General features: G+C 73.1%; 14 protein-coding genes. 5 read left to right on the top strand and 9 right to left on the bottom strand.

Features of this window, described 5'->3' with window-relative positions:
• Positions 1-75: 75 nt before the first annotated feature.
• Both SM611_RS21485 and SM611_RS21480 read left to right on the top strand, forming a co-directional pair.
• Positions 76-825, top strand: a complete 750-nt coding sequence (locus SM611_RS21485; protein WP_371951655.1) for a GntR family transcriptional regulator — start codon at positions 76-78, stop codon at positions 823-825.
• Position 826: 1 nt separating this feature from the next.
• The gene (locus SM611_RS21480; protein ID WP_371951654.1) at positions 827-1,375 is read left to right on the top strand and encodes an NUDIX domain-containing protein; all 549 of its coding nucleotides are present in this window, start codon (positions 827-829) and stop codon (positions 1,373-1,375) included.
• On the opposite strand, the gene SM611_RS21475 is transcribed toward SM611_RS21480, so the two are convergent.
• From SM611_RS21475 to SM611_RS21460, 4 genes are all read right to left on the bottom strand, one after another.
• A complete protein-coding gene (locus SM611_RS21475) occupies positions 1,356-3,068 on the bottom strand; it encodes a DUF4153 domain-containing protein (protein ID WP_371951653.1) in 1,713 nt (570 codons plus the stop codon). The genes SM611_RS21480 and SM611_RS21475 overlap by 20 nt on opposite strands.
• Positions 3,065-4,114: a HAMP domain-containing sensor histidine kinase gene (locus tag SM611_RS21470; RefSeq protein WP_371951652.1), complete on the bottom strand. Its 1,050-nt coding sequence runs from the start codon at positions 4,112-4,114 to the stop codon at positions 3,065-3,067. The genes SM611_RS21475 and SM611_RS21470 overlap by 4 nt, the downstream gene beginning before the upstream one ends.
• A complete protein-coding gene (locus SM611_RS21465) occupies positions 4,111-4,794 on the bottom strand; it encodes a response regulator transcription factor (RefSeq protein ID WP_371951651.1) in 684 nt (227 codons plus the stop codon). Before SM611_RS21465 ends, SM611_RS21470 begins: the two co-directional genes overlap by 4 nt.
• A gap of 114 nt (positions 4,795-4,908) precedes the next feature.
• Positions 4,909-6,384: a glutamate-cysteine ligase family protein gene (locus SM611_RS21460; RefSeq protein ID WP_371951650.1), complete on the bottom strand. Its 1,476-nt coding sequence runs from the start codon at positions 6,382-6,384 to the stop codon at positions 4,909-4,911.
• Between the two features lie 129 nt (positions 6,385-6,513).
• On the opposite strand from SM611_RS21460, the gene SM611_RS21455 reads away from it, so the two are divergent.
• Positions 6,514-7,905 (top strand): sensor histidine kinase, encoded by a 1,392-nt coding sequence (locus tag SM611_RS21455; RefSeq protein ID WP_443112138.1) that lies wholly within the window; start codon positions 6,514-6,516, stop codon positions 7,903-7,905.
• A 35-nt stretch (positions 7,906-7,940) separates the two neighbouring features.
• Here SM611_RS21455 and SM611_RS21450 read toward each other — a convergent pair whose 3' ends face one another.
• Positions 7,941-8,489 (bottom strand): YceI family protein, encoded by a 549-nt coding sequence (locus tag SM611_RS21450; RefSeq protein WP_371951648.1) that lies wholly within the window; start codon positions 8,487-8,489, stop codon positions 7,941-7,943.
• Positions 8,490-8,644: 155 nt separating this feature from the next.
• On the opposite strand from SM611_RS21450, the gene SM611_RS21445 reads away from it, so the two are divergent.
• Both SM611_RS21445 and SM611_RS21440 read left to right on the top strand, forming a co-directional pair.
• Positions 8,645-9,469: an SAM-dependent methyltransferase gene (locus tag SM611_RS21445; RefSeq protein ID WP_371951647.1), complete on the top strand. Its 825-nt coding sequence runs from the start codon at positions 8,645-8,647 to the stop codon at positions 9,467-9,469.
• Positions 9,470-9,620: 151 nt separating this feature from the next.
• Positions 9,621-10,091 carry a hypothetical protein gene (locus SM611_RS21440; protein ID WP_371951646.1) on the top strand — a complete coding sequence of 157 codons (471 nt, stop codon included), beginning with the start codon at positions 9,621-9,623 and terminating at the stop codon, positions 10,089-10,091.
• Positions 10,092-10,146: 55 nt separating this feature from the next.
• Here the strand turns inward: SM611_RS21440 and SM611_RS21435 are convergent, their stop codons facing one another.
• The 4 genes from SM611_RS21435 to sigE form a co-directional block, all read right to left on the bottom strand.
• Positions 10,147-10,767, bottom strand: coding sequence for a GyrI-like domain-containing protein (locus SM611_RS21435; protein WP_371951645.1), 621 nt, complete (start codon positions 10,765-10,767; stop codon positions 10,147-10,149).
• Positions 10,754-11,383, bottom strand: coding sequence for a PadR family transcriptional regulator (locus SM611_RS21430; protein WP_371951644.1), 630 nt, complete (start codon positions 11,381-11,383; stop codon positions 10,754-10,756). The genes SM611_RS21435 and SM611_RS21430 overlap by 14 nt, the downstream gene beginning before the upstream one ends.
• Positions 11,384-11,472: 89 nt before the next feature.
• A complete protein-coding gene (locus tag SM611_RS21425; RefSeq protein ID WP_371951643.1) occupies positions 11,473-12,276 on the bottom strand; it encodes an alpha/beta fold hydrolase in 804 nt (267 codons plus the stop codon).
• A 79-nt stretch (positions 12,277-12,355) separates the two neighbouring features.
• Entirely contained in the window at positions 12,356-12,883 is a 528-nt protein-coding gene (sigE, locus tag SM611_RS21420; protein WP_371951839.1) for an RNA polymerase sigma factor SigE, read from the bottom strand.
• Positions 12,884-12,995 lie beyond the last annotated feature (112 nt).

Below are 12,995 nucleotides of genomic sequence, written 5' to 3'. Positions count from 1 at the left end.
ACCCGAAAGGACGCCGGGCCGGGTGGGATCTGTACCGTGTGAGGTCAAATGAACTGACCCGGAGCAGGATCTGGTATGCCGCGACCCCCCACGAAGGCACAGGCGATCACCAACGCGCTGGCCGCCCGCATCGTCGAGGGTGAGCTGGACCCGGGCGCCTGGCTGCCGTCCGAGCGGCGGCTCGCGAGCGAGTACGGCGCCGACCGCTCGACCGTCCGGCGGGCGCTGCGGATGCTGGCCGAGGCCGGCCTCGTCGACCTGCGGCACGGCGCGGGCGCGCAGGTCCGGACGGCGCCGATGGTGCGGCGCGCGGCGGCCGACATCACCCGGCAGGTCGGCGGCTGGCGCGGCTTCCACGTGTCGGCGCGCGAGGACGGCCGCCGCCCGTTCACGCGGACGACCGTGACCGAGGTCGAGGCCGGCGAGCGGCTCGCGCCCCGCCTGGACGTCCCCGCCGGGACGCGGGTGCTGGAGCGTGCGCGCGTCCAGGGCGTGGAGGGGGAGCCGCCCGTCCAGACGGCGACGACCTGGGTGATCCCGGAGATCGTCGCGGAGATCCCGGTCCTGCGGGAGGTCGACACCGGTCCGGGGGGCATCTACTCGCGGCTGGAGGAGGCCGGCCACCGGATCATGTTCGAGGAGTCGGTGACCTGCCGGCTCCCGCGCGCGGACGAGCAGGAGACGCTGCGGATCGGGCCGGAGCAGCCCGTCCTCACGCTGTGGCGCCGCGCCTACGACCAGGATGGCCGCGTCGTCGAGGTCACCAACCGGGTGGTGGTCGGCGACCGGCACGAACTCGTCTACCGCTACGGGTCGGGAGCGTGACATGACCGAGGAACCGGCCGTCCGCCAGGTCGGCACGCGGATCGTCTACGAGAACCCCTGGATGGTCGTCCGGGAGGACGAGGTCGAGCGGCTGGACGGTTCGCGCGGCATCTACGGCGTCGTCGAGAAGCCCGACTTCGTGCTGGTCATCCCGCTTGAGGACGGCGGTTTCCACCTCGTCGAGGAGTACCGCTACCCGATCCGCAAGCGCACCTGGAGCTTCCCGCAGGGCTCCCTTCCGGGCCGGCAGGACGCCGACCCGGAGGAGCTCGCCCGCCTCGAACTCGCCCAGGAGACGGGCCTGCGCGCCGGGACGCTGCGGCACCTCGGCCGCCTGAACTGCTCGCACGGGACGAGCGGGCAGGGCTTCAACGTCTTCGCCGCGTCCGACCTGGTGGCCGGGGAGACCGACCGGGAGCCCGAGGAGCAGGACATGCGGCAGGAGTGGTTCTCCCGCGACGAGTTCAAGGCGCTCATCCGGGAGGGCCGCATCACCGACGACTCGACCCTCGCCGCCTACGCCCTGCTCCTCATGGACGAGGCAGGCTGAAGCACTCGATCGACCGGTCGGCGGGCCGCCGCTCCAGGATCTCCCGGGCCTTCGCCCGCGCCAGGTTGGCGCTCATCGCCGGCTCGTTCTCCTCGAGCTCGGAGGCGATCCGCTGCAGCGCGCAGGACCGCCTCGGCTCGGGCAGCTCGTCCAGGGCGGGCACGGCGTCGGCGGACAGCCCCCGCAGGTACGGGACGTCGATCTTTCCGGTGTCGGCGAAGCGGGCGACGTTGTGCTCGGCGATGAACCGGTCCGGGTTGAGCACCGCGAGGAGGATCATCGCGACGGCGCCGCTCGCGGCGACCGCGCGCGGCAGCCACGGGACGCGCCCCTTCGCGACGCCGGCGACGGCGACCAGCACCACCACGAAGCCGAGCCACAGCTCGAACGCGTGCACCCACAGGCGGAGCCTCGTCCAGCCGAAGGTCTCCTCGTACAGGTAGAGGCGCCGCAGCGCGACGGCGACGACGACGAGCGTCAGCGCGCACAGCAGCCCCAGCAGGGCGCGGACGGTGAGCCTGTCCCCCTTGCCCGCGGACGGCGCGTACCGCTTGGCGACGGCGACGACCACCAGCACCAGCACGGTCACGACGACGAGCTGGAAGAACCCCTGCCGCGCGTACTCGGCGTAGGTGAGGCCGGTGGAGCGCAGCAGCTCGTCCTTGTCGTCGGCCAGGAACACGCCCGCCTGGATCGCGCAGAAGACCAGGAAGAGCAGGTCGAGCGCCGCGATCGGCACCGCCCATGACCAGCGCCCGGCGGGCTTGGCGCGCTCCGGGCTCAGCATGTGCAGGGGCGGTGGCGCCTGCCCGAGGTACGCGCCGGCGCACGCCAGCACCAGCGTCGCGCCCCCCGTGAACGCGTACAGGAAGACCGAGACCGCCGAGACCTCGGGGACGAGCCCGGAGGCGAGGCTGCCGAACGCCGCGTCCGCCCCGACGAACAGCGCCCCGAACACGGCGAGCAGCCCGCCCGCGATGAGGGCCGTCCGGATGACGGGCCACGCGTTGCCCTTCTCGGACCTGACCGTCCCGTACACGCCTCGTCCCGCCCACGGCAGCATGGCGCCGGCCGCGGGCAGCACCGCGACCCCGCCGAACAGGACCTCCGGCCACGACCGCCCGCCGGACGCCGTGTACGAGCCGATGGCCACGGCGAGCAGCAGCGCGGGCACGACGACCCACGGCGCCTCCAGCACGGCCGCGGTCGCGCTCAGCCCCAGGGCGAGCAGCCCGAACAGCAGCCCGGTCCGGTTGAGCCGCGCCTTCCGCTTCGCGGTGGCGGGCCGCACGACCCGTCCCGCCGACCAGGCCGACGCCGCCGCCACGTAGGCGACGGCCGCGGCGGCGATGACGACGCCGACTCCGAGCAGCCCCTCCCTGAGCTGGGGCCCGAGCGTGACCGCGCCGATCACCCCGGCGATCACCGTCCCCGCCACGAGCGAGGGCGCCATCGGCCGCGCGGGCCGCCGCCACGCCTTCAGCGCCTTCTCCAACTTGGTCGGCTGATAGGCGAACTGCGGCGCCGGATACCCCGGCCGCGTCCCGTAGGCCCCCGGATGCGGCGGCGGCCATCCCGTCCCGCTCGGCACCGGCGGCGCACCCCCGGGCGCCGCGAACCCACCCGCGGCCGCGGGGGCCGGCGTGGACGGGGCGGGGGTGGACGGCGGGGGCTCAGGTGGGGTGGTGGTCATGCCGTTTCTCCGATGTTCGGGGGGATCATGACGCGGATGCGGCAGCCGCTCGGGGTGTCCAGGACGGTGATGTCGCCGCCGTGCAGGTCGGTGGCCCAGCTCGCGATGGCGAGGCCGAGCCCGGTTCCGCCGCCGGGCGTCCCGGACCCGGACACGGAACCGCGGGAGAAGCGCTCGAAGACGCGGGCGCGCTCTTCGGGCGGGATGCCCGGTCCCTCATCGGCTACTTCGATGACCAGTCCGCCGGGCGGGTTCGCGGGACGCGCGGTGACGGTGACGGGACGTCCGTCCGGGCTGTGCCGGGCGGCGTTGTCGAGCAGGTTCGCGACGATCTGGTGGAGCCGGTCGCGGTCGGCGACGGCGTGCAGCCCGGCCGCGACGTCGGTCTTGAACAGTGCTCCCGGGTGCCCGGCGCGCGCCTCGGCCGTGACGTGGTCGACGAACTCCGCGACGTCGATGTCGGCCAGGTCGAGGACCGCCGCGCCGGCCTCCACCCGGGACAGGTCGAGGAGCTGGGTGACGAGCCGCCCGAGCCGCTCGGTCTGGTCGAGGGCCGATTCGAGGACGTCCGGCGTCGCGGGCGTCACCCCGTCCGCGACGTTCTCCAGGACGGCCCGCAGCGCGCTGATCGGCGTGCGCAGCTCGTGCGACACGTTGGCGACGAACTCGCGGCGCTGCCGCTCCACCTCGGCGAGGTCGGCGGCCATCCGGTTGAACGCCTGCGCCAGCTCGCCGACCTCGTCGCGCGACGTGGCCCGCACCCGGCGGCTGTAGTCGCCGCGCGCCATGGCCCGCGCCGCCGCCGTCATCTCCCGCAGCGGCGCGGTCATCCCGTGCGCGAGGAGCTGGATGACGACCAGCGAGATGAGCACGCCGACCGGCATCGTCTGCCGCGCCCGGAACCCCATCGGGTACCCCCACAGGACGATCAGGACGGCGACGCACGCGGTCACGACGACCACCACGCCGAACTTCACCTTGATCGACCGGAGCGGGTCGAGCGGCCGGGGCAGCCGCGCCCACAGCCTGTGGACCAGGGCGGTCATGACGCGACCTCCAGGCTGTAGCCGACGCCGTGCACCGTCCGGATCAGGCCCTGCCCGAGTTTCCGGCGCAGCGCCTTCACGTGGCTGTCCACGACCCGGGTCCCGGACGCGTCGGCCCAGTCCCACACCTGCTCCAGCAGGACGGCGCGGGTCAGCACCGTCCCCCGGTTGCGCAGCAGGCAGGCGAGGAGGTCGAACTCGGTCGGCGTGAGGTGCACCTCGCGGCCGTCCCGGCGGACCCGCCGGGCCCGCTGGTCGACCTCCAGCTCCCCGACCCGCACGGCCCCGGCCGCTCCGCCGTCCATGGCGGGTCGCTCGACCCTTCGCAGCACGGCCCTGATGCGGGCGACCAGCTCCCGCATGCTGAACGGCTTGGTCACGTAGTCGTCGGCGCCGACGCCGAGGCCCACGAGCAGATCGGTCTCGTCGTCCCGCGCGGTCAGCATCAGCACCGGCACGGGACGCTCCGCCTGGACGCGCCGGCACACCTCCAGCCCGTCGAACCCGGGCAGCATGACGTCCAGCACGATGAGGTGCGGCTCGTAGGCACGCGCCCGCTCGACGGCCGAGGGCCCGTCCCCGGCCATCTCGACCCCGAACCCTTCGGCCGCCAGCCGATCCGCCACGGCCCGCGCGATCGTCGGCTCGTCCTCGACGACCAGAACCCGAGTCTCAGTCACGCCCCAGACTCTAAGAGCCCGGTATGCACACCCCGAGCACGAAATGTGCAGGACTCGTGAAGATGAGGATCGCCTGCGTCGCGACGGCGGTTCCAGGGGGTCGCCCCCCCGGGGTTAAAGGGGCCATAGGTGGACGGGAATGTTCTCGCGGGTGTTCTCGGCGTAGGTGCGGGTCATCATGCGGAGGGCGTCGTGGCGGGACGTGCCGTAGGACTGTTCGATGGCGTCGACGGCGGCGATCTGCCAGGCGGCGCCGGTCTGGCCGGTGACGCAGCGGCGTTCGATGATGCCGAGGAGGCGGTCGCGGCGGGCGGGGTCGACGCCCCAGCGGTCGAGGCCCTCGTGGGCGAGGGGGAGGAGTTTGCGGAGGATGAGTTCGGCGGCGGGGACTTCGCCCATGCCGGGCCAGTAGAGGGTGGCGTCGAGGCCGTCGCGGGCGGCGCGGTGGAGGTTCTCCTCCGCGGTGGCGAAGGACATGCGGGTCCAGATGGGGCGGTCGGCCTCGGCGAGCATGCGGACGACGCCGTAGTAGAAGGCGCCGTTGGCGACGACGTCGGCGACGGTCGGCCCGGCGGGCAGGACGCGGTTCTCGATGCGGAGGTGGGGGCGGCCTTTGACGACGGCGTAGATGGGGCGGTTCCAGCGGTAGATGGTCCCGTTGTGGAGGGTGAGTTCGCCGAGTTCGGGGATGCCGCCCTCGTCCAGGACCTCGCGGGGTTCCTCGTCGTCGCAGAGCGGCAGCAGGGACGGGAAGTAGCGGGTGTTCTCCTCGAAGAGGTCGAAGACGGACGTGATCCAGCGTTCGCCGAACCAGACGCGCGGCCGGACGCCCTGGGTCTTCAGTTCGTCGGGGCGGGTGTCGGTGGCCTGCTCGAACAGGGTGATCCGGGTTTCCTGCCAGAGCCGGTGCCCGAACAGGAAGGGCGAGTTGGCGCCCATCGCGACCTGGGCGCCGGCGATGGCCTGGGCGGCGTTCCAGTAGGCGCCGAACTGGTCGGGGCTGACCTGGAGGTGGAACTGGACGCTCGTGCAGGCGGCCTCGGGGATGATCGTGTCGGCGTGCATGCGCAGCGGTTCGCGTCCGTCGATGTCGATGCGCATCTCCTCGCCGCGAGCGGCGAAGATCTGGTCGTTCAGCATCTTGTAGCGGGCGTTGGACGAGATGGTCTCCTCGCCGATGTCGGTGCGCCGCAGGGTCGGCAGGATGCCGATCATGACGAGGCCGCCGCCGACCTCGTGGGCGCGTCCGTCGGCGTGCTGCAGGTGTTCGCGGACCTCCGCCTCCAGTTCGCCGGTGCCCTCGCCGCCGAGTTCGCGGGGCGGGATGTTGATCTCCAGGTTGAACTGGCCGAGCTCGGTCGCCCAGGCCGGGTCGGCGATCGCTTTGAGGACGTCCGCATTGCGCATTAGCGGATCGCCGATCGCGTCGATCAGGTTGAGTTCGATCTCCAGCCCGATGTGCGGGCGTTCGAAGTCGAACTGGGATTCGCCCAGCATGCGGGCCAGCACGTCGAGGCATCTGCGCACCTTGTCGCGATACCGCCGCCGGTCCTCGCCGCTGATGGTGACCGAAGCCACGTCCCTGCCCATGTGTCCGTCCCTGTGCTTCGGAGGAACCGTCATAAAACGGGATGTCCCGGTAAGCGAAGGTGAAAACCCGGCATCGCTTTTCGGGCTCCCGGTCGGTAATCGACCGATAACGTGTGCCCGGGAGGGAGCATGCGTATGCGCCCCCGGTCCATCCGGGCCAGGGACACGCTCGTCGCCGCCGTGATCGCCGCGTTCGTCTTCGCGATCACCGCGGCCGGCGTCGACTTCGCCGTGCGCGGCGAGGTCAAGGCCGATCTCCTCCGGCAGACCCAGGTGGACGCCCGCCGGGTGAGCGGCGGCGTCCGGGACGGGTCGCTGGAGGGCGCGATCCCGGACGACAGCCGGGGCCGCATCCTCCTCCAGGTCGTCGAGCCCGGCGGGCGTGTGACGAACGCGACGCCCGGCGCGGCGGGCAGGCCGCCGGTGAGCAGACTCTGGCCGTCGAGCAACCTGCGCGTCCGCGACTACACCGAGTGCCATGGGGCGTGGCCCGGCCGCGAGTGCTACGTGATCGAGGCGGTCAGGGTCAGCACGTCCCGCGACTCCGTCGTCGTGTACGCCTCGGAGCGGCTGCCGTCCTATCTGGTGAACGGGCTGCTGGAGGCGGCGCTCGCGGCCTGCGTCCTGCTGCTCGCCGGGGGCGTCGCGCGGATCACCTGGCGGATCGTCGGCCGCACCCTCGGCCCGGTGGAGGCGATCCGCGCGCAGCTCGCCGAGATCAGCGCGACGGATCTGAGCCGGCGCGTCCCGCAGCCGCCCGGCGAGGACGAGATCGCGCAGCTCGCCCGCACCGCGAACGCGACGCTCGACCGGCTGGAGCAGGCGGTGGGGCGGCAGCGGCAGTTCGCCTCGGACGCCTCGCACGAGCTGCGCACGCCGATCACGGGGCTGCGCGCGAACCTCGAGGACGCCGCGATGCACCCCGAGGACAGCGACCTGCGGGAGGTGGTGCGGTCGGCGCTGCGCGACACCGACCGGCTGGAGTCGATCGTCACCGACCTGCTGCTGCTCGCCCGCATCGGCACCGGCGGGACGGCGATGCAGGAGCCGATCGACCTGTCCGCGCTGGCCGCCGCCGAGGTCCGCCGCCGCGTGTCCACGCTGCGGGTCGTGACGGAGCTGCCCGCGGGCGTGACGGTCCGCGGGGTGCGGATGCAGCTCGTCCGGCTGCTCGGCAACCTGCTGGACAACGCCGAGCGCTACGCCGGCTCGGCGGTCACCGTTCAGGTGGCCAGGGAGGACGGCCACGCGCTGCTCGCCGTCACCGACGACGGCGCGGGCATCGCGCCCGCCGACCGGGAGCGGGTCTTCGAGCGCTTCACCCGCCTCGACACCGCGCGCAGCCGCGGCGCCGGCGGCACCGGCCTCGGCCTTGCGATCGCCCGCGAGATCGCGCGGGCGCACGGCGGGACGCTCCGGGTCGAGGACCACGCCCCCGGGGCCCGGTTCGCGCTCCGGCTGCCGCTCGTCCCGCCGCCCGCGCGCGAGAAGGGCCGCCCGAGACCGGACGGCCCTTCCTGACGTGCTGCGGTTCTGAGGTGCTGCGGCGAAGGCGCTCAGGCGCGGACGGCCTGGACCTCCAGCTGGATGTCGACCTTGTCGCTGAGCAGGGCCTTCTCGCCCTTCAGCGGGATGTTGAACTCGATGCCCCAGTCCTTGCGGTTGATCGAGACCTCGGCGGAGAAGCCGGCGCGCGTGCCGCCCCACGGGTCCTCGGCGATGCCGTTGAACTCGACCGAGAGGCTGACGGGACGGGTGACGTCCTTGATCGTCAGCTCGCCGTCCAGGAAGTACTCGCCGCCCTCGGCGCGGACGCCCGTGGTCGTGAAGGTCATGGTCGGGAACTTCTCGACGTCCAGGACGTCGGAGGTGCGCACGTGCGCGTCCCGGTCGGGGTTGCGGGTGTCGATCGAGGCGACCTTGATCTCGGCGGTCGCGGTCGACTCCGCCAGCTCCTCGGCGATCCGCACGGACCCGGTGAAGTCGGTGAACGTGCCGCGCACCTTGGTCATCAGGTGCCGGATCACGAAGGTGACCTCGGAGTGGGCGGGGTCGATGTTCCAGGTCCCGGCGGTCAGCTCGGGGGCGACGGCGGCGATGCTCATAGTGACTCCCACTGGGGTAGATGCTTGAAACTTCAACGACATGTCGAAGGTTAGTTGAGGGCTCAAACACCTGTCAATCCCGCGATGTTCCCGGGCCCGGCCGCCCCGCCGTCCTAGAATCTCGTTCACTGCCGGCGAGCGAGAGGGGCCGTCCGATGGGCGAGTGGCGAGAGGGCTCCGGCACCGTCCCGCCGGACGAGGACGCGCTTCAGGCGCACATCCCCCACTCCGCCCGGGTCTGGAACTACCTCCTCGGCGGCAAGGACAACTTCGAGGCCGACCGGCGGGCCGCCGAGCACTCCATCAGCCTGAAGCCCGACATGCGGGAGCAGGCCCGCGCCGACCGGGCGTTCCTCGGACGCGCCGTCCGGTACCTGGCGGGCGGCGAGGGGATCCGCCAGTTCCTCGACATCGGCACCGGGCTCCCCACGGCGGACAACACCCACCAGGTCGCGCAGCGCGTCGCGCCCGAGTGCAGGATCGTCTACGTCGACCACGACCCGCTGGTGCTGGCGCACGCCCGCGCCCTGCTGGCCGGCGGCCCCGAAGGGGAGTGCCACTACATCGACGCCGACCTGCGCGAACCGGAGAAGATCCTCGCCGAGGCGGGGGCGCTGCTCGACTTCACCCGGCCGGTCGCCGTCATGCTGGTCGGCATCCTGCACCACATCGAAGGCGCGGGGGAGTCGCACGCGATCGTCCGGCGCCTGATGGAGGCCGTCCCGTCCGGAAGCCGGCTCGTGATCAACCATCCGACCAGTGTCGTGCACGGCGAGCGGTCGGAGAACAGCGCGCGGATGTGGAACGAGTCCGGCGGCCGGCCGACCGTGACGCTCCGCACACCCGCCGATATCGCCGCGTACTTCGACGGCCTCGACATCGAGGAGCCGGGTGTGGTCTCGTGCTCCCGCTGGCGTCCGGTCCCCGAGGTCGGGGAACCCGAGGTGGACGCCTTCTGCGGCGTCGGCCGCAAGCCCTAGACGGCTCTGCTCCGCATCCTCGGCGCACGTCACACCGACCGCGCCTTGAATTTACACAAAGCCTCTTGTAAAAAAGAGAGGAAATGGATCGGCGGATGGCGGACCCCGGCACGGCCCCGTCCGCCCCGCCGCCGGAGCCGAGCGGGTGCACATGCCTCATGGAATCGAAGTCGCCCTCGCCTGCGTCCTCGTCCTGTCCGCGGCCGTGTGGGTCGGCGGATACGTGGCGATCGGCGTGGTCGCCCGGGTCACCGTCCGGACCCTCGGCCCCGCCGACCGGGTCGCGTTCTTCCGCGCCCTCGGCCGGCTGTACCTGATCGTCGGGACCGCCGCGCTCGTGCTGGCCCTCGGCACCGGCGCGGCCCTGGTCGCCGGCCGCCCCTGGGACGGCACGCTCACCGCGACCGCCGTGCTGGCCGCCGCCCTGGTCGCCGCGCTGGCCTTCGGCGTCGTCCAGGCGCGCCGGATGACCCGGCTCCGCCGTGACGCCCTCGCCCGTCCCGACGACGCGCCGCTGGCGGCCCGCGTGCGCCGCGGAGCGCGCGGGGCGGGCGCGCTGCGCGCCTCGATCGGCGTCCTCAGCCTCGCGCTCGTCGTCCTCGGGACGATCCTGGCCGCCTGACCGCCGGGCCGGGCGCCGCCGGGTCAGCCCGCCGCCGGGTCAGCCCGCCGCCGGGTCAGCCCGCCGTCCGGACGGGTTGGCGCAGGACGGTCCTCAGCTTGGCGGGTGCGGCCCGGCGGGGGTCGCCGAGGTAGACCTCGTGGTGGTGGCCCGTCATCCGCAGCCCGTTGGCGGCGAGGTACTCGTCGTGGAGTTCGGCGAGCACCGGGCCTTCGTCGTCATAGGGCCCGATGTGCAGGAGCTGGGCGCTGGTGCCCTCGTGCAGGGCGGCGGGACGGACGTCGGCGATCGCGGGGAGGCCCTTCTTCGCCAGCGCGGCCCGCTTGGCCTCCTCGACGTGGTCCTCGGTGATCCAGTCGGGCCGGCTGATGAGCATGCGCCAGTGCCAGGCGTCCTTGGCGCGCGCGGTGAACACCTCGGGCCGGTCGGACCACCACAGCCCTTCGAGCGGTCCGACGACGAAGTGCCGGTCGAGGGCGCGCCCGCTGGTGAACTTGAGCGTGTAGGCGACGGCGTAGAGCGCCTCGACGGCGCGGGCGTAGTCGGCGCTGGTGTTGGGGTCGCCGCGGCCGTCCACGGCGATGAACCGCTGCGGCGGGACGTCGACCAGTGCCCAGTCCCTGTTCTTCGGCGCGTAGCACTGCTTCAGGTCCCGCTTGACGTCATAGGGGGTCACGGCCGTCGCCTTCCTCGTGGTGGTCGCGGGGAGAGGGGCCGCCGGGCTCGGCCAGCTCCGCCCGGTAGGCGGCCAGCCACTCCTGCTCGGCGGCCAGCTGGCCGAGCGAGTAGTCGAAGACGGCGCGGGCGAACCGCGGCGCCGTGGCCTGGGCGTCACGGGCCGCGCCGATCTCGGCGATCTTGTCGGCGAGGGCCGCGGCCCGGCGGTCGAGCGCGTCCCGGAGCCGCTCGGGCGCGATGACCGGCTGGTTGGCCAGGCCGACCAGGACGGGCGGGAACACCGGCCGGAGCTCGGCCACCGCCGCCTCGGCCGACTGCGCGCACGCCCGGCGCCCCTCGGCGGTGGGCCCGTAGACCCGGCGGGCCCTGCCCCGCGCCGGCCGCGGCGCGCCGGCCGCGCCGGTGTCGGCGATCCCGCTGCCCTCGGTGATCTCGGCGATCAGGCCGCGGTCGCGCAGCCGGGCCAGCAGGTAGTAGATCGAGCTGAAGCCGATCTCGGTCCACTCGCGCATGCCGCGGGCGTCGATGACCTCGTCCAGCTCGTAGCCGTGCCTCGGCTTCTCCACGAGCAGGCCGAGCAGGGTCAGTTCGGCGGGCGTCAACTCGGCGGCCATGGCCTTATCCTAGTACTAGAATAAAGCTGCGCACGGCGTCCGCGCGGCATGTGGCGGGGAAGGCCGGGAGCGGCCCCGGCCGGTGACCGTCAGGCGGCGGTCCGGCCCTTCAGCGGGTGGGCGCTGCCCTCCAGGAGGACCTGGGCGACTTGGTCCGGGTCGTCCGCCATGGGGACGTGGCCGCAGCCCTCCAGCCAGACGAAGCGGGCGTGCGGGAGCCGCCGCTGGGCGCGGATCGCCTGGCTGCGCAGCAGCAGGCGGTCCTTGGTGCCCCAGGCGATCGTGACGGGGACGTCCGCGCACGAGCCGAGGAACCGGGCGCCGCGGCCGGCGCGGAGCGTGGGCTCGAACCCCGGGGCGTTCCGCATGGCCAGCGCGTCGCCGGTGAGGGCCTCCAGGTCCATCAGGTCCGGGCGTCCGTAGATCATCCCGAACATCGCCATGCGGCGGCGCGGGGAGCCGGCCAGCCGGGTCAGGACGCTCCCGGGCACCCGGGCGCCGAGCCGGGACGCCCGCAGCACGGACGCCGCGTAGCGCAGTTCGGCCGCGTTGAAGAAGCCCGCCGGGGACAGCCCGGTCGCGGAGCTGGCGAGGCCCCGCTCGGCCGCTTCGAGGGCGAACAGGCCGCCCAGTGAGTTGCCCGCCATGTGCGGCCGGTCCAGGCCGAGCTCGGCGAAGGACTCGGCGAGGACGGAGATGACGGTGTCCAGCGTGTAGGGGGTGCCGGGTGCGAGCGGCGGGGAGTCGCCGAAGCCGGGCAGGTCGACCGCGATGACGTCGCGTTCCGCGGCGAGCCGGTCCATGACGGGGGTCCAGCCCTGCCGGCGGTGCCCGATGCCGTGCAGGAGGACGAGCGGCGGGCCGTCGCCGCGGCGTTCGAAGACGATGTCCACGGCCGAAGGGTAGGCCGGAAGTTACTCAGCGGTCACTAGTGACGCTCGTCACTGTGGCCGGCCCGCCCGGATCCGGCGGTCACTGGGCGCATTCGGCCGGACGGCGGTGCTCCAGGGCGCTGCGGAGCTGGGCGCGGCCCCGGTGGATGCGGGAGCGGACGGTGCCGAGCTTGACGCCGAGGGACGCGGCGATCTCCTCGTACGACAGGCCCTCGATGTCGCACAGGACGACGGCGGCGCGGTACTCGGGGGCGAGGGCGTCCAGCGCCTTCTGGATGTCGAAGTCGAGGTGGCGGTCGTCGTAGGCCTGCGCCGGCGTCGGCTCGCGGCCCTGCAGGCGCTCGGCGGCGTCGTCGCCGAGGGAGTCGAACCGGATGCGCTGCTTGCGGCGGGCGCGGTCGAGGAACAGGTTCGTCGTGATCCGGTGCAGCCAGCCCTCGAACGTGCCGGGGCTGTAGGACGACAGCGAGCGGAAGACCCGGACGAAGACGTCCTGGGTCAGGTCCTCGGCGTCGTGCCGGTTGCCGGTCAGCCGGTACGCCAGCCGGAACACCCTGGTCGAGTGCTCGCTGACGATCTCCTCCCACGTCGGCGGGGTCCACGCCATCGCGCCTGCGCTCACCACTACCCCCGTCTGATACTGAATCGTTACGGCCAAGCATGCCGGTACCCAGATAAGAGCCGTGTAAGGACCTCGCGCGTGGCCACATCAGGCGATG

This window comes from Actinomadura monticuli (assembly GCF_041463655.1).
Taxonomy (GTDB): Bacteria; Actinomycetota; Actinomycetes; order Streptosporangiales; family Streptosporangiaceae; genus Spirillospora; species Spirillospora monticuli.
Note: the sequence above shows the minus strand (reverse complement) of the source record. Positions and strands in the feature narration are given on the sequence as shown.

Bases quoted from the DNA above. Each gene is read 5' to 3' on its own strand.
- SM611_RS21470 (WP_371951652.1), bottom strand. From the start codon at position 4,114: ATGACCGCCCTGGTCCACAGGCTGTGGGCGCGGCTGCCCCGGCCGCTC.
- SM611_RS21440 (WP_371951646.1), top strand. From the start codon at position 9,621: ATGCCTCATGGAATCGAAGTCGCCCTCGCCTGCGTCCTCGTCCTGTCC.
- SM611_RS21455 (WP_443112138.1), top strand. From the start codon at position 6,514: ATGCGTATGCGCCCCCGGTCCATCCGGGCCAGGGACACGCTCGTCGCC.
- SM611_RS21480 (WP_371951654.1), top strand. From the start codon at position 827: ATGACCGAGGAACCGGCCGTCCGCCAGGTCGGCACGCGGATCGTCTAC.
- SM611_RS21460 (WP_371951650.1), bottom strand. From the start codon at position 6,384: ATGGGCAGGGACGTGGCTTCGGTCACCATCAGCGGCGAGGACCGGCGG.
- SM611_RS21430 (WP_371951644.1), bottom strand. From the start codon at position 11,383: ATGGCCGCCGAGTTGACGCCCGCCGAACTGACCCTGCTCGGCCTGCTC.
- SM611_RS21475 (WP_371951653.1), bottom strand. From the start codon at position 3,068: ATGACCACCACCCCACCTGAGCCCCCGCCGTCCACCCCCGCCCCGTCC.
- sigE (WP_371951839.1), bottom strand. From the start codon at position 12,883: ATGGCGTGGACCCCGCCGACGTGGGAGGAGATCGTCAGCGAGCACTCG.
- SM611_RS21485 (WP_371951655.1), top strand. From the start codon at position 76: ATGCCGCGACCCCCCACGAAGGCACAGGCGATCACCAACGCGCTGGCC.
- SM611_RS21445 (WP_371951647.1), top strand. From the start codon at position 8,645: ATGGGCGAGTGGCGAGAGGGCTCCGGCACCGTCCCGCCGGACGAGGAC.
- SM611_RS21450 (WP_371951648.1), bottom strand. From the start codon at position 8,489: ATGAGCATCGCCGCCGTCGCCCCCGAGCTGACCGCCGGGACCTGGAAC.